This is a genomic window from Shewanella seohaensis (genome assembly GCF_023283775.1).
Lineage (GTDB): Bacteria > Pseudomonadota > Gammaproteobacteria > Enterobacterales > Shewanellaceae > Shewanella > Shewanella seohaensis.
Genome location: NZ_JAKILE010000016.1, coordinates 86,670 through 108,658, shown reverse-complemented (window position 1 = coordinate 108,658; position 21,989 = coordinate 86,670). Strand labels below are relative to the sequence as shown.

Genomic DNA, 21,989 nt, shown 5'->3' with positions numbered 1-21,989 from the left:
TAGGGTCGCTTTTTGTGTGCAGTGCCGATGTTAGTCGATCACTAGCTCATCGAAACTGTTGATAGTGCGAAAATCGCCGGTGCGTTGTTTGCTGTCGCGCACCATTTGGCAGGTCATCATGCCTGCGGCTTCGGCGGCTTTAAGCTCTTCCACCACGTCGGACACAAACAGCACTTGCTTAGGGCTTAGGCTGATGGTGTTGAGTATGTTGGCGTAGGCTTGTTTATCTAATTTGTTACCGGTACGGGTATCAAAATGGCCGCTAAACATTTCGGTTAAATCGCCGCCATCACTGTGACTGAACAGCAGTTTTTGGGCTTCAACCGAACCCGAAGAGAAGCTGTAAATACGCAGTTTTTGCGCACTAAAACGGTTAACCGCTTCGATAAAGTCGGGGAAGATATGGCCTGTAAATTCGCCATGGGCGTAACCTTGCTTCCAAATCAAACCCTGTAGGGTTTTGAGTGGGGTCGCTTTGCGGTCTTCATGCACCCATTGCTGCAAAATTTCAGTCACGCGGGCTAAATCGGCATCGGGTTCGAGGGCGATATCTCGGGTGTCGCAGATACAGTTTTCCACCAAGACATTGTGTTGGTTCTGCGCTAAAAAGTCTGGTAAGGCTTTGACAGAATAGGGGAATAGCACATCTTGGATAAAGGTTAGGTCTGTCGTGGTGCCTGCTGTGTCTACGACTATGGCTCTGATACCCATAATGTTTTGATACTCCACAATATGTTGGCTAAAAAATGCAACCCCGATCCTAAGCGTTATTGGGGTAATTGGCTAGTGGATTTCGCCCTTAGACCGTGGGAGATTGTGCACCATATCACTCAGCTATTCGACTGAAACTTAATTAAATGAGGAATTTTAGAGGCTTATCTAGTGGATATGGATGAAATACTGGATTTAGTGGGGATAATTATGCTGTTTATGATCCCACAGTTTGTTGTCGGCATAAGACTATGGTCTTAATAGCTAAGGGAAATTTTGGCTGTTATTGTAGCTTTACTATCTTTCGACTGAATTTGTTCGCCTTTAGGGTTTTAGGGATGAGGTCGAGCGCGCCCCGCACTGATGAGACTGTTTATGAAATATTTACCCGCATTTGGCTTAGGTATTCTGTTGGCGGTATTTAGCTTTGTGAGTTTCGCTCTGGTTGCCACGGCGGGCTATATGTACGCTTTGCTCGGAAGTGTCGATAACCTCAGCCACACTAGCCCAGTTTATCTGGGGTTAGGTGCCCATGATGCGGGCTTATTATTGCTGCTCTCTGGGCTGATGTTATTTAGCTATCAGCGGCTTTTTCCTCGATTGCCATTCGATTGGTATGCAGCGGTGGCGATGCAATTACCCTTAGGTTCCTTAGTGCTGTGGGCGGATGGGGTTGCCTTTAATCTTACTGATTTTTATGGCGTAGCCAGAGCCTTAACTCTGTTTAGCGCCACCTTTGGAGTGTTGATTATTTTTGGCTTATTACAGCGCCGTAGCCGCAGGCTTGCTCGGGCTTAATCGGTCATTTGTTGGCCTTAAACTGGCCTTGCTGAAATAAAATCCGTAAAATCATTGGCCTAAATGGATTTGAGTCGTAAGAGTAGGAGCCAATGAGTTCGATTGAATTTGATATTCCCGAAGATCACCGTATTCCCTTTCAGAAGTATTACAAACAAAAAATCGCCCCTAAATGTGCCCCCTTTGAAGCAAAGCGTGAAGGCGTGAACCAAAGGCGGCGTGAAAATGCCAAGTTCACCACCCCAATCTACTACATATGCATCACGGTGATTTTGGGTGCCTTCGCTGGGCTGCTCGGGGTGCAGTTTATGCTGGTGCCTATGGATTATTTTGTGCCTTTGATGATTGGCGCGTTTCTGCCGACTCCCGTGATAGCGATAGTGGCGATTGCCTCGGGAAAGGAAAGCAATGAACTCTATAATGCCGCCTTTGAAAAACTCTATCCCATTAGTCTCAAGTACTTCGGCAATGATTATGCATTAACGAGGGAACCTAAGGTGGACTTCTCAACCTTCCTTGAGTTGGGGTTGCTGCCTAAAACCGATAAGCAGTATGCGCAAAATTGCCTTAAGGGAACCTATAACAAGGTGCCGTTTCAGTTTTATGAGGTCGATGCTTACAACACTAAATCGAACAATAATGGCTCGGTTGAGCGAGAGACCATTTTCAATGGTGTGCTACTGGTGTGCAATATTCCCAAGCGATTCAACGGCACGACCTTGTTAGTCACGGATAAGGGCAGTTTAAAAAATCGTATTGAGGGGTTTAAGACAAAGCTGTCGCGGGTCAAGCTTGAGGATGTACGTTTTGAGCGTTGTTTTGAGGTGTATAGCAGTGACCAAGTCGAGGCGCGCTACTTACTCAATCCCTTGATGATGGAAAATCTCTTGGCCCTAGGCCGCGAGTTAAATGCCGAGGTAGAAGCCTGTTTCTATCAAAAACAATTGCTGATTAAGATCCCGACAAAACACCATTTCTTTATCAATCAACTCGATTTAGATCGCCCCATCGATTTTAAGCTCAATATCGAGCGGATGTTTACCGAGTTAGGTTATACCTTCTCGATCATCGATACCTTAAGGCTCGATAAACATACCGGGTTATAGCGACAGTCGCCTCAATAGCAGCCACAGAATGTGGCTGCTTTATGCGGCAGCTTAAAACATGACTTTTGGCACTTATGGGTGACTCCCCGTGCTCGTTAATATCAAGCTTCAAACTTTGATGGAGCAAGATGATGAACACGATTTTCACCCTGTCGCAATTTGTGCATATTACCGCGGGCGCACTGGCATTAGTGTTATTTTGGATGCCTGCCATGCTGAAAAAGGGCAGCGCGAACCATAGTCGTTTTGGCCGTTATTATGTTTATGCCATGTACACAGTGGCGGCGACGGGTGTGGCGATGGCAACGACGGGCCTGATTGATCCGCTCGCGGTGATTAAACAGCCTGCGGCCAACGCTGACGCCTTAGCAGCGCAGATTGCAGATCGTAAAAATGCTTGGATATTTCTCATCTATATCAGCTTGTTAACTCTAGTAACCGTGAGGCATGGCGTGTTGGTTCTGCGTTACAAGGCGCAGCGTCAGCAATTAAAATCGCCGCTGCATTTGTCGTTAATGCTGAGCTTGACGTTACTTGGCCCTGTGATGGCGATATGGGGATACCAAGAAAAGCTGATCCTCGCGATGATTTTCGGCCTGTTAGGCACTACGGTTGGGGCGGGATTCTTGCGTTATAGCGTTAAGGCGACCCTGACCAAATTAGAATGGTGGATAGAGCATTTGGGCGCCATGATTGGTTCGGGTATCGCCTGTTACACCGCCTTTTTCGCCTTCGGTGGCAGCCGTTTGTTTATCGACCATGGCAATTTGCGTCTGTTGTCGTGGACACTGCCAGGGGTTATCGGTTTTGTGGTGATCCGCTATTTAAGCAGTAAGTATCAACGTCGTTTTGCGGATTAACCTGAAACGTAAAAGCATAGGGAGCCGTAAAAAGACAGGGGCCGCCTAAGCTGCCCCTATATTGAGATAATGTGAGCGGTTTTACCCGAGTTACACCTTGGTCTCGGCGGCAACATTGGCCGCCTTAGCGGATTCGAGCCACTGATCCATCTTTTGCTCCAATAAATCTAAGGGCAAGGCGCCATTTTCAAGCAGCCTGTCGTGGAAGACTTTAATATCAAACTTATCGCCCAAGGCTTTTTTGGCCTTAGTGCGCAATTCGATAATTTTCAGCTCGCCCAGCTTGTAACCTAAGGCTTGTCCCGGCCAAACCACATAGCGCTCGATTTCGCCCGTGGCTTCAGAGAGGTGTATTCCTTCCGTTGTCACTGCATAATCAATGGCTTGCTCACGGCTCCAATCCTTGGCATGCATACCCGTATCGACCACTAAGCGCACCGCGCGGTGTAACTCAGACTGCAAGCGGCCAAGGTCATTAATCGGATTATCCTGATACATGCCCATCTCGGCGGCTAAGCGCTCTGCATACAGCGCCCAACCTTCTCCCGCGGCATTAGAGTAAAAAATGGTACTCAGCAGCGGCAAGGTATCCGACAGACCGATGAGCGTCTGTAGATGATGGCCGGGATTGGTCTCGTGGTAGGTTAAGGTTTGCAGCGAATAGGAGGGCAGCGCCGCCATATCGTACAGACTTATCCAGAAGGTGCCCTTACGCGAACCATCTTGAGAAGGCGCATCGTAAAATGCACCGCTGGTTGCGGCGGCGCGACTGTCTGGCACGGCTTCAACCGCAACATCTTGATTAGGTAACAGCCCAAACCACAACGGTAATTTGGCGTTCACTTTCGTCAGATAGCCGTGAATGTCCGTCATTAATTGCTGTTTACCCTCGGCGGTGTTGGGGTAGATATATTTAGGATCCTTAAGCAATCGCTGCATGCGCTCGCCAACTGTGCCTTTGCGGTAACCCACTTGTTTGAGTAACACATCCATCTCGGCGGTAATGCGGGCAACTTCGTCTAATCCCAGTTGGTGGATCTCATCTGGGGTCATCTCCGAATTGGCGAGGTGCTTAATCATCGCCTTGTAGAGTTTAGCGCCTTGAGGTTGGTGTCCGAGTCCCGCCACATGGGTGGCCTTGAGGCGAACGGCTTGCAGTGCGGAAATCAACTGGCGCGTCGCAGGGTAATATTTGGTCTCCACCAGTTCGGCGGCTGAGTTCACCAACGCCTCACTTTCTGGTACTTGGGCGGCGGTTAATTTGGCTTTAAAACTGCTGACCAAGGGATGTTCATTAGCATGGTGCACTAATTGTTGCTGCAACACGGCTATGGTCTTATCGATAATAAAATCGGGTGGGATCACGCCCATTTGCACGTCTTGATCCAGCTTATCGATAACTGTGCCCATGGCGGCTGGGTACATGGTTAAGCGGTTAAGATAGGCCTTAGCTTGCTCAGGGGTGGTGACTGCAAACTTATCTTCCATATACCCCGGAAATTCAACATGCAATCCAGATAAGTGGTTGACGACATAAGGTAAAAACCAAACACCGTATTCTCCGAGCATAGTGCCATAGGCCACGGTTTCGGCTGGCAGCAATGCGCCAGCGATTTCAGATTTTATCGAGCCTAAACTCACTTGCTCCGAGGCGCTAAGCTGGCTGGTATCGATAGCATTGAGTTCAGTTAATATGGCCTTAAGCGCTTTACGGCGATGATTTTCCCCCGATGGGCTGTAATCGGTCAGCTTAGAAAGCACATCCTTGCCTGCCTCATCCTCGGCCACGCCATAATAGGTAGCGATTTCGGGTCTAAGGGCAAAATAACGCTGGGTGATTGGCGCAAGTTGTTGCTTAAGGCTCAATACTTGGACGGCCTTTTCGGCCTTGGCCTGCTCAGCGGTTTGATTGGTCTGTGTTGGGTTTGGATCGCTACAGCCCGTTGCTAACATGGCCAGCATTAAAGCATTTATTATTCTTTTCATCGGGTTACTCATACAAAGACATTGAGGCAAATCCGTTATCGAACAGCCCCCCCAAGCGTTAAACCGTGTTTAGTGTGATCAAGCTCAAATTTGAACGGTTATCCTAGCAGTTTATTGCATCTAAACCGCAAGAATTTTGTTACTCGTTTTAGTGAGTGCTTTGGATTGACTCATGGTTGTAAATTTTTGGGCTTAGCCAGTAATTCACCCAATTGGCATTTAGTTGACATAGTCAATTAATATCGATATTGTTGACACTGTCAACTATCTAGAGATGTCATTATGTCTGCCACTTCCCTCGGTGAAACCTTGCACAGATTAGTGCATGCCTACAAAAAACAGCTGCGTGCGGATATTGCCGCGCAGCAGATTGAATTGCCTGTCACCCATATTCGAGCGCTCAAGGGGATTTGCCGTCATCCCGAGGCCACGGCGCAATCTATTGCCCTACGTATGCAGCGGGATAAAGCTCAAATTACGCGGGTGCTCAATGAGCTACAGCAGGCTGGTTATATCCTAAAAGTCGATAATCCTAAGGATGGCCGTAGCCAGTTATTGAGACCGACGGCTCAGGGCGAGCAGTTGATGACGCAAATTATTGCCGCCGAAAAAGCCACCGTTGCCCATATGACTCAAGCGTTGGATCAGGATGAAATTGCGGTGTTTATCCGTATTGCCAACCAGATCAGCGATAGTGTGGCGGAAAGCTAACGATTGAGTGCCACTTATCTTTTTGGAGTTTAAGTATGAACAGACCCGCTCCGCGCGAATTGACCGTGATAGGTAAAACCCAAGTCACGCCACATATGCTGCGTATCACTTTAGGTGGTGCTGGCTTTGCAGGTTTTCCTGCCGATCAAGAAAGCGCCTATATCAAATTACTGTTTCCGCAGCCGGGGGATGAGCGGCCATTAATGCGCACTTATACCATTCGTCAGCAGCGGACGAACGAAATCGATGTGGACTTTGTGCTGCACGATACCGATGGCCCCGCATCCCGTTGGGCAAAGTCGACTGAGATTGGGGATAGCATCCAAATCGGTGGCCCCGGACTGAAAAAATTGATCAATTTAGATGCCGAATGGTTTTTACTGGCAGGGGATATGACGGCCTTGCCCGCCATCAGCGTGAACTTGGCGCAATTGCCAAGCAATGCAGTGGGTTACGCTGTGATTGAGGTGCTAAGTGAAGCCGATATTCAGCCCTTAGTGCATCCTAGCAATGTGCAACTGCATTGGGTGATTAATCCAGAGGCCGACCCAGAAGGTAAGCCCTTGGCCGAACGCATTGCTCAGTTGCCAAAACTCGAGGGGCAAGGCGCCGTATGGCTCGCCTGTGAATTTAGCAGTATGCGCGCCCTAAGAAAGCTGCTTAAGCAGACATACTACTTACCGAAAAGCCATTTTTATACATCAAGTTACTGGAAAATCGGCTGTAATGAAGGCGAGCATAAGCTGGTAAAACAACAAGATGAGCAGTTAGAAAATGGCGCTCAATAACCGCAGATATGCTTACTAAACAAGGCCGCCAGCATCCATGGCGACCTTGTTTAGCTGAACCGCTCATTATTGATGTACTAACTTACCGTTTTTCACCACATCCTTGCAGGGATTCACGCCGTAGCTATAGGCGAGTTGTGCTGGGGTGGCGATATCCCACAGACAGAAATCCGCTTGTTTACCAACTACTAAGCTGCCGACATTCTCTTCAATCCCTAGTGCCTTGGCGGCATTCAATGTTAAACCCGCAAGCGCTTCCTCTGGGGTTAAGCGGAATAGGGTGCAACCCATGTTCAGCATCAGCAGGGTCGAGCAGATCGGTGATGAGCCGGGATTAAAGTCGCTGGCGAGCACCATAGGCACACCGTATTGACGCAATAAGTCGATAGGTGGTTTTTGGGTTTCCCGCAAAAAGTAAAACGCGCCCGGTAACAGCACGGCGCAGGTGCCACTTTCACTTAGGGCTTTAACACCAGCCTCATCTAAATATTCAATATGATCAACCGACTTAGCCCCTAAGCGTGCGGCTAATTCAGAGCCGCCCATATTGGATAATTGCTCGGCGTGCAGTTTGACTTGCAGGCCAGCCGCTTTGGCGGCGCTCAGCACGCGCTCGGTTTGCTCTAGGTTAAAGGCGATGTTTTCACAGAATACATCCACCGCATCGGCGAGGTTTTCGGCAATCACCGCAGGCAGCATCTTATTGATTATTAAGTCGACATAGCCGTCGCTATTGTCTTTAAACTCGGGCGGCACTGCATGGGCACCGAGGAAGGTGGTCTTCACATCCACATGGTGATGTTGGCCGAGTTCGCGGGCAACACGCAGGATTTTGAGTTCGGTTTCGGTATCTAAACCGTAGCCAGATTTAATCTCAACCGTAGTGACGCCTTCCTTCGCCAAGGCATTTAAACGCTGGCGACCGAGATCAAATAACTCGGCTTCGTCGGCTTCACGGCAGGCGTTAACCGTGGAAATAATGCCGCCGCCAGCACGGGCGATTTCCTCGTAGGTGGCGCCCTTTAGGCGTAGCTCGAATTCGTTGGCACGATTACCGGCAAATACTAAATGGGTGTGGGCATCAATCAGCCCCGGAGTGATCCAACCGCCCTTGCCCCTGTAAACAGGAATGGACAACACATCGAAGGCGGGCAGCTCGCTGCGTGGGCCTAACCAGGCAATTTTACCGTCTTTTACTGCGATAGCTGCATTGGTAATTGCGCCGTAAGGTGCTGATATGGAAGGGTCCATTGTTGCTACGTTAACGTCTATCCAAACCTGATCCCAAGACATTGTTATCCCTCGCTGCGTTGGCTTTTTAGCCCCGTAAACTCTTTATTATCGAAAGTTATGTGAGCTAGCTTGTATTTACTTGTATATACAAGCTAGGATTGTAGCCGCAATTTTGAACGTTTGAAAGTGGCTCAGTGTGTTGGTGTGTGAGTACCTACCATGCCAAACCTAGGTAGATTTGATCTTGAGGAAGTGTTTTGGCTACGCCTAAGTTTGCAGAAATTAAGCAATATATCATTGGCTGTATCGAGTCTGGTGAGTGGGAAGAAAATGCCCGTGTCCCCTCGGAAAATCAGCTGGCCGAACTGTTTGTCTGTAGCCGTATGACGGCGCGTCGCGCCTTAACTGAGCTGACAGATAACGGCGTGCTTGAGCGTTCGCAGGGACTTGGCACCTTTGTGGCCGGGCGAAAATCGCAATCCTCCATGCTGGCTATCCGCAACATTGCCGACGAAATCAAAGACCGTGGTCATGGTTACAGTGTGCAGCAGTTAGCACTTAGACAAGTGAATGCTACCGCGCCTATCGCCATCGCACTGGCGCTGGAGCTCGGAAGTCCGGTGTTTCATTCGGTGTTAGTGCATTGCGAGCAGGGCGTGCCGCTCCAAGTCGAGGAGCGTTATGTGAATCCTGCCTTTGCGCCTGATTACTTAGAGCAGGACTTTAGCGAGCAGACACCCCATGAATACCTGTCGCAGGTGGCTCCGCTGACCGAGGCGCACCACACCATCGAAGCGATTATTGCCAGTAGCGAATTGCAGCAGAGGTTAGCCATTCCGGCGACTGAACCCTGTTTACAGATTTCACGCCGCACTTGGTCGCGCCAAGGGGTGGTGAGTTTTGCCAAATTAGTACACCCGGGGAGCCGCTTTAAGCTCGGCGGACACCTGACATTCAATAAATAACGTACGCAAACAGCGGTGAAGGCTTATGGCATTCATCCGATGTTTAGCGACAAAAACACAATAAAAACAATAGCACTTAGCCGAATGGCGAGTGAGTTCAACAGGTTGAAAGAGGACATTTCAATGGACAAGCGACACGACCCAAGCCGCCGCATTATTGCGCCCCATGGTAGCCAATTAAGCTGCAAAAGCTGGTTCACCGAAGCGCCAATGCGCATGTTAATGAACAACTTACATCCAGATGTGGCCGAGCGCCCAGAGGATTTAGTGGTTTACGGCGGTATCGGCCGCGCGGCACGCGACTGGGACTGCTACGACAAGATTATCGAAGTGCTAAAACGCCTCGAAGATGACGAAACCTTAATGGTGCAATCGGGTAAGCCTGTAGGCGTATTCCGCACCCACGCCGATGCTCCACGCGTGCTGATTGCTAACTCTAACCTAGTGCCACATTGGGCAAACTGGGAACACTTCAACGAGTTAGATAAGCAAGGTCTGGCGATGTATGGCCAGATGACTGCGGGTTCGTGGATTTATATCGGGACTCAGGGGATTGTCCAAGGGACCTACGAAACCTTCGTTGCCGTGGCAAAACAACACTTTGGCGGCGTGGCTGCCGGTAAGTGGATCCTCACCGGTGGTTTAGGGGGTATGGGCGGCGCGCAAACGCTGGCCGGTACTATGGCTGGCTTCTCGGTGCTTGCCTGTGAAGTGGATGAAACCCGTATCGATTTTCGTCTGCGTACCCGTTATGTGGATAAAAAGGCCACTTCATTAGACGAAGCCTTGGCTATGATCAACGACGCCAATGCCTCGGGCAAACCCGTTTCTGTCGGCCTGTTAGCTAACGCCGCCGATGTATTTGCCGAATTGGTAAAGCGTGGCATTACTCCTGATGTTGTCACCGACCAAACCTCTGCCCACGATCCGCTGAACGGCTATTTGCCACAGGGCTGGACCATGGCGCAAGCTGCTGACATGCGTAAAACCGATGAAGCAGCCGTCGTTAAAGCGGCTAAAGCCTCGATGGCGGTACAGGTGCAAGCCATGCTGGATCTGCAAGCGGCAGGCGCGGCGACCCTAGACTATGGTAACAACATTCGCCAAATGGCCTTCGAAACCGGCGTTAAAAACGCGTTCGATTTCCCAGGTTTTGTACCTGCCTATATTCGTCCACTCTTCTGCGAAGGTATCGGCCCGTTCCGTTGGGTGGCCCTGTCTGGCGATCCTGAGGATATCTACAAGACCGACGCCAAAGTGAAGGAGCTGATCCCCGACAATCCACACCTACACAACTGGTTAGATATGGCCCGTGAGCGTATCGCCTTCCAAGGTCTACCAGCGCGTATCTGCTGGGTGGGCTTAAAGGACCGTGCACGTTTAGCCCAAGCCTTTAACGAGATGGTGAAAAACGGCGAGCTGTCGGCGCCGATCGTCATTGGTCGTGACCACTTAGACTCAGGTTCAGTCGCCAGCCCTAACCGTGAAACCGAATCTATGATGGACGGTTCTGATGCAGTATCTGACTGGCCATTACTGAACGCTCTGCTAAACACTGCCAGCGGCGCGACTTGGGTGTCGCTGCACCACGGTGGCGGTGTGGGCATGGGCTTTAGCCAACACTCGGGTGTGGTGATCGTGTGTGACGGTACTGAGGCCGCCGCTAAACGTGTTGGCCGCGTGCTGTGGAACGACCCAGCGACAGGCGTGATGCGTCATGCGGATGCGGGTTATGAGATCGCGAAAAACTGCGCAAAAGAGCAGGGCTTAGATCTGCCCATGCTTAAAGACTAACAATTCAACACAAACCGTGAAAAACAACGACAAGAATACGGATGTAAAAATGAAATCAGTCAATCATTTAGTATTAACGCCCGGTAGTTTAAGTCTGGCGCAACTGCGTGAAATCAGCCGCCATAAGCTGACACTCGAACTGGCACCAGAAGCGATAAACGATATCAACACCAGCGCGCAAATCGTGCAAAAGGTGTTGGATGAAGGTCGCACCGTTTACGGCATCAACACAGGTTTTGGTCTGCTGGCCAACACTAAGATTGCCCCGGAAGATCTGCAATTACTACAACGCTCTATCGTGTTATCCCACGCGGCGGGCACGGGCCAATACATGCAGGACGCCACTGTGCGCCTGATGATGGTGTTAAAAATCAACTCTTTAAGCCGTGGCTTCTCTGGAATCCGTTTAGAAGTGATTAACTTTCTTATCAGCCTAGTGAACGCCGAGGTTTATCCTTGCGTGCCTGAAAAAGGTTCTGTGGGTGCCTCTGGCGACTTAGCGCCGTTAGCCCATATGTGTCTGCCGCTGTTGGGTGAAGGCGAGATGAGCTATCAAGGTCAGATTATTTCGGCCGCCGAAGGCTTAGAAATCGCCGGCCTCAAGCCACTCGATTTAGCCGCGAAGGAAGGCTTAGCCCTGCTCAACGGTACTCAGGCTTCTACGGCACTGGCGCTGGAAGGTCTGTTCCACGCTGAAGACTTGTTTGCTGCAAGCTCAGTGATTGGCGCCATGAGCGTCGAGGCGGCCATGGGTAGCCGCAGTCCGTTTGACCCACGCATTCATGCGGCCCGTGGTCAGAAAGGACAAGTCGATGCGGCCATGGTGTTCCGTCATCTGCTGGGCGAAGAGTCTGAAATCAGCTTGAGCCACATCAACTGCGAGAAGGTGCAAGATCCTTACTCACTGCGCTGCCAACCACAGGTATTAGGTGCTTGCTTGACCCAAATCCGCCAAGCGGCCGAGGTGTTAGGCACAGAAGCCAACGGTGTGACCGATAACCCGTTGGTATTCCAAGATACTGGCGACATTATCTCTGGCGGTAACTTCCATGCCGAGCCCGTTGCTATGGCAGCAGATAATTTGGCGATTGCGATTGCCGAATTAGGCGCGATTGCAGAGCGTCGTATCGCGCTGCTTATCGACTCTAGCTTGTCTAAACTGCCACCTTTCCTGGTTAAAAACGGCGGGGTGAACTCGGGCTTTATGATTGCTCAGGTCACCGCTGCTGCATTGGCGTCCGAGAACAAGACCTATGCTCACCCCGCATCTGTCGATAGTTTACCGACCTCGGCCAACCAAGAAGACCATGTGTCTATGGCGACTTTTGCGGCGCGCCGTTTACGAGATATGAGCGAAAACACCCGTGGCGTGTTAGCGGTTGAGTTATTGGCGGCCGCCCAAGGTTTGGACTTCCGCGCGCCATTAATGCCAAGCAAAGCGGTGGCGCAGGCGAAGGCTGAACTACGCGAAGTGGTTGCCTACTATGATAAAGACAGATACTTTGCGCCGGATATCGATGCGGCAACGGATCTGCTTTATACCGCCAGCTTCAATGCTTACTTGCCCCAAGGCGTATTGCCGAGTCTGTAATGCACAGTCTTTGGCGCCGATAACCCATCAGCGGGTGAAAAGTGCTGAAGCAAGCGACCAATAAAGTGAAAGGCATAGCGATTTGCTATGCCTTTTGTCTATCTTATGCGGCGATTTCGCTGTTTTTGCACTTTGTACTTTAGGTGTGTTTAACACCGCAGGATGAGTGCTTTTTTATCCAATCTTTACATTGTCAGCTTTGATGGCTGTCTATCCATCCAAAACCAGTAAATTTGAGGTGTTTTTAATCATCTCTTATTTCGTTTCGGCTTTAAATCCACACTTTATATAACCTTAATATGCCATTGTGAGACAAAATGGGCCTTGGTTGATGGACAAAATGTCTTTTGATGTATTTTGGGCTTATATCTTAATTTTAATCATTTTACTGAAATTAAACTCTGAAAGTATCAGTTTAAAATCTACTTTGTAGTGGTTTATTCTTTAGCTGGTAAATTGGGATCTCGATCTCATGTCATTATTTGTTATCTATTTTCACTTTAAGGATAATCTTAGATTAAGTGGGGGCTTTATTGACTCACTCAAACGATTGCAGCGTTACCACTGCAATTACCAAACTCATAACGACAAAAGTGTGAGAGAACGCTATGAACAGACGCCAGTTTTTTAAACTGTGTGCGGCCGGAGCGGCAACCTCAGCGATTTCAGCGCTGGGATTGATGTCCGAAAAGGCCTATGCAGCAGTGCGAGAGTTTAAGCTGATCGGAGCCAAAGAAACCCGTAACAACTGTCCGTATTGCTCGGTCGGTTGTGGCCTGCTGATGTACAGCCAAGGCAGTGGGGGCAAAAACTCTGAGCATGCTATTTTCCATATCGAGGGTGATGCCGATCATCCAGTAAACCGAGGTGCATTGTGCTCTAAGGGTGCAGGCCTTGTGGATTATGTTAACAGTCCACACCGTTTGCAGTACCCAGAATATCGCGCCCCCGGCAGCAACAAGTGGGAACGGATCAGCTGGCATGATGCCTTTAAACGTATTGCTCGTTTAATGAAAGATGACCGTGATGCGAACCTGATTGAGAAAAACGCCGATGGCGTAACGGTTAACCGTTGGTTAACCACAGGGATGATGACCTCATCCGGTATGGCCAATGAAAGTGGCTTAGCGACACAAAAATTTGCGCGCGCTTTAGGCCTAGTGGCTATCGATACTATTGCACGTAACTGACACTCCCCAACGGTAGCAAGTCTTGCTCCAACATTTGGGCGCGGTGCCATGACCAACCACTGGATCGATATTAAAAATTCTAACGTAGTGATTATTATGGGCGGTAATGCCGCAGAAGCTCACCCTGTCGGATTCGGCTGGGTCACAGAAGCTATGCAGCATAACAATGCTAAGTTGATTGTGGTTGACCCACGTTTCAACCGCAGTGCGTCATTGGCAGATCACTATGCCCCAATCCGCTCAGGAACTGACATAGCATTCCTTCTGGGTGTGATTCGCTATTTGATTTCGACCAATCAAGTTAACTTCGATTATGTGAAAGCCTATACCAATGCCAGTTATCTGGTGCGGGATGATTTTGACTTCCATGACGGCCTATTCTCAGGCTTTGATGAAGCAAAAGGCGAGTACAACAAAGAATCCTGGTTCTACCAACTCGACGAAGACGGCTATGCCAAAGTGGATGAAACACTTGAGCACCCGCGTTGTGTGTGGAACTTACTCAAACAACACGTAGAACGTTATGATTTTGCAACGGTAAGTAATATCACTGGTACGCCAACAGCGGACTACCAAGTGGTATGTGACGCCATTGCGAGCACTCATACTAAAGACCGTGTGGCAACCTTTATGTATGCGCTGGGCTGGACCCACCATAGTAAAGGTGCGCAGAACATCCGTTCTATGGCGATGATCCAGTTATTACTGGGCAACATTGGTCAGTTAGGCGGTGGTGTTAACGCATTGCGCGGTCACGCCAACGTTCAAGGTTCAACCGACATGGGACTACTGGCCCAAAGTTTACCCGGTTACCTTAAACTGCCAAACGATAAAGAACCGACCTTAGCGGCTCACTTGGCGGCGAACACGCCTAAGCCATTGCGCCCAGGTCAAACCAACTACTGGCAAAACTATCCGAAGTTTTATGTGTCCCTGCTTAAAGCCTTCTGGGGTGAAAACGCGACGCCTGAAAACGAGTTCGGTTATCAGTGGTTACCTAAGTGGGATCAGATGTATGACTTCGGTAAGCATCTGGACATGATGTACCGTGGCAAAGTGAACGGTTGCATCGTGCAAGGGGTTAACGCCATTAACTCTATGCCTAACCGTAACAAGAACATCAAGGCGCTGAGTAACCTTAAGTACTTAGTCGTGCTTGATAACTTGTCATCGGAAACCGCCACCTTCTGGCAAAACGAACCCGGTTTTAACGAGGTCGATACCGCTAGTATTCAAACCGAGGTCTTCCGCCTACCTGCGACCGTGTTCGCAGAGGAAGAAGGTTCGATCGTTAACTCTGGCCGCTGGATGCAATGGCACTATAAAGGCGCTAATCCTCCAGGCGAAGCGATGTCGGACTCAGAGATTGTCTCTGGTCTGCTGCAGGAGATAAAACAGCTATATCGTGAAGAGGGCGGCAAACTGCCTGAGCCCATTGAAGCGATTAACTGGAACTATACCGATCCGCACAACCCAAGCTCTATCGAACTGACGAAAGAGTTGAATGGTTACGATGTTGCGACCAAGCGTCAGATCAGCAGCTTTGCTGAACTGAAGGCCGATGGCAGTACCGCCAGTGCCTGTTGGATTTACGCGGGTTCTTGGACCGAAGCCGGTAACCAAATGGCTCGCCGCGATAACCATGACCCATCGGGTAAAGGTATTACGCCGGGCTGGGCTTTCGCATGGCCGCTTAACCGCCGTGTCCTCTACAACCGTGCCTCTTGTGATGTGAACGGTAAACCTTGGGATGAGCACCGTAAGATTGTCGAGTGGAAAGACGGCAAGTGGGAAGGGATAGACGTACCCGACTTCAATGCCAAGTTGAATCCACAGGAAAGTGCGCATCCTTTCATTATGCAGGCTGAAGGCGTGGGTCGTTTCTTCGCGCTCAAACTGCTTAAAGAAGGACCGTTCCCTGAGCATTACGAGCCTGTCGAATCGCCTATCGGCACCAACCCACTGCATCCGAATGTGGTGCACAGCCCTGTGCTGCGTTGGTTCGAAGGGGTGAAAGAGACCATAGGCACTAAAGAGGAATATCCCTACGCCTGTACCACTTACTCACTCACTGAACACTTTAACTTCTGGACGACACACTGCCGTTTAGCGGCGATTGCCATGCCAGAGACCTTTGTGGAAATGAATGAGCAACTGGCGGCAGAAAAAGGCATTAAGAATGGCGATTGGGTGAAAGTGAGCTCGAAACGTGGCCACATTCTCACCAAAGCCTTAGTGACTAAGCGTATGCGTCCATTGCAGGTCAATGGTCAAACGGTACACACACTCGGTATCCCACGTCACGGCAGCCATAACGCGCTAACACGTAAGGCCTATAGCTGTAACGTCCTTACCACTGAGATGGGTGATGCCAACACAGGTGTGCCTGAGTACAAAGCGTTCCTCGTGAATGTTGAAAAGGCGGAGGTCTGATAATGGCGACTCAAGATATCATTCAACGTTCCGGCACTTCGCAAGCGACTCCGCCTGCACAGGCGAGAGTCGGTGGCGTGAAGCAAATTGCGAAGCTGTTTGACGCGACTAAGTGTAATGGTTGTAAAGCCTGTCAGGTCGCTTGTTCTGAATGGAATGACCTGCGTGAAGAAGTGGGTTCGTTCCAAGGGACTTATCAAAACCCAGCATCTCTGTCGCCAGAGTGCTGGACCCTGATGAAGTTCAACGAGATCGAAGACCAAGGCAAATTACGCTGGCAGTTTACCCACAGTGCCTGTATGCACTGTGCGGATCCCGCTTGCTTAAAGGCCTGTTCTACCTCTGGCGCGATTGTTCAACATGCCAATGGCACTGTGGATTTCGATTCGGACAAATGTATTGGCTGTGGTTATTGTGCCAGTGCCTGTCCATTCGATATCCCGAAGATCAGCGCCGTCGACAACAAAGCCTACAAGTGCACTATGTGCTCTGACCGCTTGGCTGTTGGGCTGGAGCCTTCCTGCGTGAAGTCCTGTACCACGGGTGCACTGCGTTTTGGCACGCGCGAAGACATGCTGTTCTACTCCGAAAAGCGTGTTAACGAGCTGAAAGAACGCGGTTTTGCCAAGGCGGGACTCTACAACCCTGAGGGCGTAGGTGGCACAGGCATGCTGATGATATTGCACGATGTCACTCAGCCTGAAACCTACGAAATGCCAAAGGATCCGCAAATCCCATTGTCTGTCACCCTGTGGCAGGACTGGGTGAAACCACTGGGTACTGTCGGACTGCTTGCAACGGCGGCTGTGGCCTGCCTGCATAAGATCACCGTCGGTCGCAACATAGTGGAAGAGGACCAACCCGGCTATCAGCCGCCAGAGGACAAGGCGCAAGCGGAAGAGGAGGCCAAAAAATGAGCAAGCATAACAAGCAAGAAATGGTAGTGCGTCACAAACTGTTCGACCGCATCTGTCATTGGTTCATTGTGGCCGTGGGGCTAGTCACGTTTCTGACGGGCTTTTCCTTCTTCTATCCCTCCTTCCAATGGTTGGGCGCGATAGCGGGCACACCGCAATTGGCGAAATTTATTCACCCAATTGCTGGCCTGATGATGTGTTTACCGCTGATGTTGATGTTGGTGCGTTATTACCACCACAACAAATGGGAAAAACACGATCTGGCTTGGATGCTCGCCATCAAGGACGTGATGTTCGAGAACGAGGAAAAAATCCCGCCTATCGGCCATTACAACCCTGGCCAAAAAGTGCTGTTCCGTGCCTTTGTACTGACTTCCATCACCTTAACAGTGACGGGATTCATCATGTGGCAACCCTACTTTGCACCTTACTTCTCGGCCAATGTGGTGGGCTGGGCGATCGTGCTGCACGCCATTTGTGCGCTCATCATGTTGATGTTTGTGATGGTGCACTTTTGGATGGCGAGCTGGGTGGAAGGTTCTATCACAGGCATGCTTTACGGCAAGGTCTCTAAGGCGTGGTGCCGTAAACATCATCCGCTGATGTTGGATGAACATTCGGACGTGGAGAAACATTAATGAGTCATACAGCCGAGATACCTATGGTCCCCGGCAGCGAATCGCCGCTGGAGCTTAAACCCTTAAAGGCGGTGGACCCTAAAACTGTGTATCACAGACGGGCGCAGCGTTTGTTGTCGTTGGCCAAGGACTCGCCGCTGGCCGACTACTTTGAGCTATGCCGCCGTGTGGTTGCGATTCAGGCCAGATTGGCGGCGGAGGCTGACTTTGGTCAGCTTCTCGCTTGGGGGAAAGATGAAGCGATTCCGCTTTCCCACTTGGGTTCAGAGGCAGATAGCTACTGGCAAGGACTGCTACAACAACTGTTAAGCGATCTGCTGCCGCAGGTGGATGAGGATATGGCGAGAGTGCTGCGGTTGTTGATGCAGCAATCTCCAGAACAACTCACCTCCTGGGGCAGTGCATTGCGTCAGGGACATATGAGTGAAGTGCCCGCGCGCTTCAGTTTGTTTATCTGGGCGGCAATGGGGGTCTACTGGTCCCATTGGGCACCTATGGTGATTAAACGGATTGACCAACGCAAAGTCGTGCAGCAGAACCTATGCCCGATTTGCGGGTGTCATCCTGTGGCGAGTGTGATCGTCGACCAGCCGCGAGCGGGTCTGCGTTATCTGCATTGCAGTCTGTGTGAGAGCGAATGGCATTACATTCGCGCCCACTGCACTAGCTGTGGTCAGGATAAAGGGACGACGCTCTGGTCATTCGATGATGCCAAGGCGCAGGTGCGCATTGAGAGCTGCGACGAATGCCATGGTTACACCAAGATGCTGTTCATCGAAAAGTCACCGCTGATGGATGTAGCGGCCGACGACTTAGCGACCCTGATGCTCGACAGTGAGCTAAATGCCAAGGGCTTTGGGGCGACCACGGTCAATCCATTGCTACTGGCCCACGAAACTGAGCAATAACCAAAGTCGGGAAGGGCTCACCGAGTCCTTCCCCTTATATTTATCAAGATGATAAAAATGATGACCCAAGTACCCGATACATCCCAAGCCCTGTACCGCACGCTGCCGTCGATGGACAGTCTGCTCGTCGATGCGGCGTTAGCCCCTTTGCTGCAAAGCTATGGTAAAGCGGCGGTAAAAGCGGCGCTGGATAGCCAGTTACGCACGGCGCGTGAGCTGATAGCTCAGGAGCGACGTTTACCCGCTTGGTGTGCTAACCCGTCATTATTGAACGGATATTTGGTTGATCAATTGTCTAAGGACTATAGCCATAGTCTTAAACCCGTGTGGAACCTCACGGGAACTATCCTGCATACCAATCTTGGTCGCGCCCAGCAGTCTGAGGCGGCCATTCGGGCGGTGACCTCTGTGATGCGTTATCCGACGCCGCTGGAGTTTGAGTTAGCCGCCGGTGAGCGCGGCCATCGGGATAATGCTATTAGTGGGTTAATCCAGCGCTTAACAGGGGCTGAGGCCTGCTGCGTGGTGAATAATAACGCCGCTGCTGTGCTGCTGATGTTGTCGGCGGTAGCGGCGGGCAAAGAAGTGATCGTCTCCCGCGGCGAGCTGGTGGAAATTGGCGGCGCCTTTCGTATTCCGGACATTATGCGCCAAGCGGGCTGCACCTTAGTGGAAGTCGGCAGCACTAATCGTACTCACCTCAAAGACTATGAGCAGGCGATCACCGAAAATACCGCCGCTATTATGAAGGTGCATACCAGCAACTACCATATCAGTGGTTTTACCGCCTCGGTGGATGAGGCCAGATTAGGCCAACTCTGCCGCGATCGTGGTGTTGCGTTGATCTCGGATCTTGGCAGTGGTTCACTCACCGACTTACGCCGTTTTGGCCTAAAACAAGAGCCAACCCCCCAAGCCATGCTGGCGGATGGCGTCGATCTGGTCAGCTTCTCCGGCGATAAACTCCTCGGCGGCCCGCAATCGGGTTTGATTGTTGGCAAACAGGCGCTAATTAATAAGCTTCAAAGCCATCCGCTAAAGCGTGCATTGCGCTGCGACAAGCTGATTCTCGCGGCGCTCGAGGCAACGCTGATCCACTATCTCAACCCCGAAACCTTAGACAAAGAACTGCCAATTATGGCTAAGTTTGCCCGTAGCCAAGCTGAGTTACGCCAAATCGGTGAGCGTCTGCAGCGCGCCTTAGCACCGCTGTTTGCCCCGAGCTATGGCATCGAATTAGTGGAGTGCCAAACCCAAGTCGGGAGCGGCTCACAGCCCGATACCTTTTTACCCTCAATCGCCCTGTGCTTTAACGCGCAAGAGGGTGGCAGTCTAACGCTGCTCGAGCAGCATTTTAAGCAGGCGCAGCGGCCTGTGATTGGTAGAATGGCCCAAGATCAACTTCGTCTCGACCTGCGCGGTATCGATGATGAGGCCGAATTATTGGCTGAACTCAGCACCTTAGGTGTGCAGCTATGATTATGGTCACCGCGGGCCACGTCGACCACGGCAAGAGCACGCTGATCCGTGCCTTAACGGGTATGAACACCGACAGGCTCCCCGAAGAAAAACGCCGTGGCATGACCATCGATCTCGGCTACGCCTTTATGCCTCTGCGAGATGGCACTCGCTTAGCCTTTATCGATGTGCCCGGCCATGAAAAATTCATCAATAACATGCTGGTGGGCGTGAGCCATGTGCGCCACGCGCTGCTGGTGTTGGCCTGTGACGACGGCGTGATGCCGCAAACCCGCGAGCATCTGCAAATCCTCGCGCTTTTACCGCTCAATAGTTTGACCTTAGTGCTGACCAAGCGGGATTTGGTCGATGACCAAACCGCCGCCAAGTTGACTCAAGAGGGGATGGCGCTGCTTGCCGAATACGGTATCGAGGCCAGTGGCGTGTTTGAAGTCTGCGCGAATAATGCAGGCGATGCGGGAGTAGAAACTCTTAAACAACATATTTTGGATATTGCCGAGCTGCAATCGACCCAAGCGGAAGATGCCAGTAGCTTTAGGATGACGCTCGATCGCGCCTTTAGCGTTAAAGGCGCCGGCTGCGTGGTCACGGGCACTGTGATTAGCGGCAGTGTGTGTATCGGCGATAGCCTCTACAGCTCTGGGCAAAAAGCAAAATTACGGGTGCGCGGCATTCACTGCCAAGGGATGGAAGTCCACAGGGCCTTAAGTGGCACTCGGGTCGCCTTAAATCTTACCGGGGTCGATAACCACAGGGCGCCAGCCCGCGGTGACTGGTTAAGCAGCCTGCCTCAGGCTGAACTGTGTGCTAGACCCGTAGTGCAAATTCGCAGTTTTGAACCCTTAACCCATTGGCAAAATGTGCATTGTCACCACGGCGCCGACCATACCTTAGGGCGGATTTCCTTGCTCGATGAGGCCGATGAGCAGGGGCGTTATCTGGCCGAGATTGTGCTCGATAAGCCGCTGCTGCTGTGTCAGGACGACCCGATAGTGCTCAGGCACATTGGCGGCAAGCAAACGCTGGGCGCGGGGCGGGTGCTGGCATTAAAAGTCCCCAATCGTAAGAAGCGTACGCCGGAGCGTGTGAGTAAGTTGCAACAGCTGGCCAAGCTCTCCAATTCGGTGAATGTGCTGGCGCTACTCGGCCAGAGTGAGGCGCTCAGTATTGATGAAGTCCGTTGGCGCTGGCAGCTAACAGATGAAGGGCTCGCAGCCATGCTGGCGCAGGCGGGGCTGACTCGTCTCGGTGCCTATGGGCTATCTACCCAGCTACTCGAGCAAGAAAAACAGCAGTTTATCGAGCTGTTACGTGAGTATCACCAACAGCATCCCGACCAATTAGGGCTGGGGCGTAATCGTCTGCAACGCATGAGCCACAGCATATTACCCAACGAGCTGGCCAATAAGGTGCTCGATAGCCTCTGCCAAGACGGTCAGATGGTGCTGCGCGGCGCTCTGCTGCAGTTGGCGGATCACAGGATTGTCCTCGATAGCGAGGCGCAGCAGTGTTGGCAACGCTTGGCCCCTTGGTTGGCGCTGCAAACCTCGCCCGTGTGGGTGACTGAGATGGGAGAATATCTCGAACTCGAGCCCGCCAAACTCAGATTGCTGTGTTTTCAACTGGTGCAACAGGGCTTTATTACCGCTGTGGTGAAGGATAGGTATCTGCTGAGTGAGCAGCTGTGCCACTACGCCAATCTAGTGCGTGAGCATGTGGAAACCCACGGCAAGCTCGAAACCGCAGAGTTTAAGGATCTGATTGGCCTAGGCCGTAAGGTCAGTATTCAGCTGTTGGAGTTTTTTGACCGCAGTGGTTTTACCCGTAGGAAATATCGCAGTAATAGTCGGGAGATCCGGGATGGGGAACTGTTTTATTCCC

The 21,989-nt window shown here is 51.1% G+C and carries 16 protein-coding genes and 1 pseudogene; 14 read left to right on the top strand and 3 right to left on the bottom strand.

The window, feature by feature from the left end; translation table 11 throughout:
- Nucleotides 1–30 precede the first annotated feature (30 nt).
- The gene (mtnC, locus tag L2713_RS17420) at nt 31–711 is read right to left on the bottom strand and encodes an acireductone synthase (RefSeq protein ID WP_011620924.1); all 681 of its coding nucleotides are present in this window, start codon (nt 709–711) and stop codon (nt 31–33) included.
- 363 nt (nt 712–1,074) lie between these two features.
- Between mtnC and L2713_RS17415 the strand changes: the two genes are divergently transcribed.
- The 3 genes from L2713_RS17415 to L2713_RS17405 all read left to right on the top strand — a co-directional run bounded on the left by L2713_RS17415 (nt 1,075) and on the right by L2713_RS17405 (nt 3,475).
- Nucleotides 1,075–1,509 carry a hypothetical protein gene (locus tag L2713_RS17415; RefSeq protein ID WP_315973158.1) on the top strand — a complete coding sequence of 145 codons (435 nt, stop codon included), beginning with the start codon at nt 1,075–1,077 and terminating at the stop codon, nt 1,507–1,509.
- A gap of 92 nt (nt 1,510–1,601) precedes the next feature.
- Nucleotides 1,602–2,615, top strand: a complete 1,014-nt coding sequence (locus tag L2713_RS17410) for a DUF3137 domain-containing protein (protein WP_248968741.1) — start codon at nt 1,602–1,604, stop codon at nt 2,613–2,615.
- A 128-nt stretch (nt 2,616–2,743) separates the two neighbouring features.
- Nucleotides 2,744–3,475 carry a hypothetical protein gene (locus L2713_RS17405; RefSeq protein WP_248968740.1) on the top strand — a complete coding sequence of 244 codons (732 nt, stop codon included), beginning with the start codon at nt 2,744–2,746 and terminating at the stop codon, nt 3,473–3,475.
- A 90-nt stretch (nt 3,476–3,565) separates the two neighbouring features.
- Here L2713_RS17405 and L2713_RS17400 read toward each other — a convergent pair whose 3' ends face one another.
- Nucleotides 3,566–5,461 carry a DUF885 domain-containing protein gene (locus L2713_RS17400; protein ID WP_248968739.1) on the bottom strand — a complete coding sequence of 632 codons (1,896 nt, stop codon included), beginning with the start codon at nt 5,459–5,461 and terminating at the stop codon, nt 3,566–3,568.
- A gap of 282 nt (nt 5,462–5,743) precedes the next feature.
- Between L2713_RS17400 and L2713_RS17395 the strand changes: the two genes are divergently transcribed.
- Together L2713_RS17395 and L2713_RS17390 are read left to right on the top strand one after the other, a co-directional pair.
- Nucleotides 5,744–6,172, top strand: a complete 429-nt coding sequence (locus tag L2713_RS17395; protein ID WP_011624729.1) for a MarR family winged helix-turn-helix transcriptional regulator — start codon at nt 5,744–5,746, stop codon at nt 6,170–6,172.
- Nucleotides 6,173–6,207: 35 nt separating this feature from the next.
- Nucleotides 6,208–6,960 (top strand): siderophore-interacting protein, encoded by a 753-nt coding sequence (locus L2713_RS17390; protein WP_248968738.1) that lies wholly within the window; start codon nt 6,208–6,210, stop codon nt 6,958–6,960.
- A gap of 66 nt (nt 6,961–7,026) precedes the next feature.
- On the opposite strand, the gene hutI is transcribed toward L2713_RS17390, so the two are convergent.
- The gene (gene hutI / locus L2713_RS17385; RefSeq protein ID WP_011620931.1) at nt 7,027–8,253 is read right to left on the bottom strand and encodes an imidazolonepropionase; all 1,227 of its coding nucleotides are present in this window, start codon (nt 8,251–8,253) and stop codon (nt 7,027–7,029) included.
- A 197-nt stretch (nt 8,254–8,450) separates the two neighbouring features.
- Here hutI and hutC point away from each other — a divergent pair, with 197 nt between their 5' ends.
- The 9 genes and pseudogenes from hutC to selB all read left to right on the top strand — a co-directional run.
- Nucleotides 8,451–9,158: a histidine utilization transcriptional repressor HutC gene (gene hutC, locus L2713_RS17380; protein ID WP_011715378.1), complete on the top strand. Its 708-nt coding sequence runs from the start codon at nt 8,451–8,453 to the stop codon at nt 9,156–9,158.
- 123 nt (nt 9,159–9,281) lie between these two features.
- Complete coding sequence (gene hutU / locus L2713_RS17375) at nt 9,282–10,952, top strand: urocanate hydratase (protein ID WP_248968737.1); 1,671 nt, start codon at nt 9,282–9,284, stop codon at nt 10,950–10,952.
- Between the two features lie 49 nt (nt 10,953–11,001).
- Nucleotides 11,002–12,543 (top strand): histidine ammonia-lyase, encoded by a 1,542-nt coding sequence (hutH, locus tag L2713_RS17370; RefSeq protein WP_248968736.1) that lies wholly within the window; start codon nt 11,002–11,004, stop codon nt 12,541–12,543.
- A 608-nt stretch (nt 12,544–13,151) separates the two neighbouring features.
- Nucleotides 13,152–16,166 (top strand): formate dehydrogenase-N subunit alpha, encoded by a 3,015-nt coding sequence (gene fdnG, locus L2713_RS17365; RefSeq protein WP_248968735.1) that lies wholly within the window; start codon nt 13,152–13,154, stop codon nt 16,164–16,166.
- A gap of 2 nt (nt 16,167–16,168) precedes the next feature.
- The gene (fdxH, locus tag L2713_RS17360; protein WP_275403230.1) at nt 16,169–17,083 is read left to right on the top strand and encodes a formate dehydrogenase subunit beta; all 915 of its coding nucleotides are present in this window, start codon (nt 16,169–16,171) and stop codon (nt 17,081–17,083) included.
- The gene (locus L2713_RS17355; protein ID WP_248968734.1) at nt 17,080–17,721 is read left to right on the top strand and encodes a formate dehydrogenase subunit gamma; all 642 of its coding nucleotides are present in this window, start codon (nt 17,080–17,082) and stop codon (nt 17,719–17,721) included. Before fdxH ends, L2713_RS17355 begins: the two co-directional genes overlap by 4 nt.
- Nucleotides 17,721–18,629, top strand: coding sequence for a formate dehydrogenase accessory protein FdhE (gene fdhE, locus L2713_RS17350; RefSeq protein WP_248968733.1), 909 nt, complete (start codon nt 17,721–17,723; stop codon nt 18,627–18,629). Before L2713_RS17355 ends, fdhE begins: the two co-directional genes overlap by 1 nt.
- A gap of 57 nt (nt 18,630–18,686) precedes the next feature.
- A complete protein-coding gene (selA, locus tag L2713_RS17345) occupies nt 18,687–20,108 on the top strand; it encodes an L-seryl-tRNA(Sec) selenium transferase (protein ID WP_248968732.1) in 1,422 nt (473 codons plus the stop codon).
- Nucleotides 20,105–21,928: pseudogene (gene selB / locus L2713_RS20580) on the top strand (selenocysteine-specific translation elongation factor); the annotation flags it as partial. The gene selA and the pseudogene selB, both read left to right, overlap by 4 nt.
- Nucleotides 21,929–21,989: the final 61 nt, after the last annotated feature.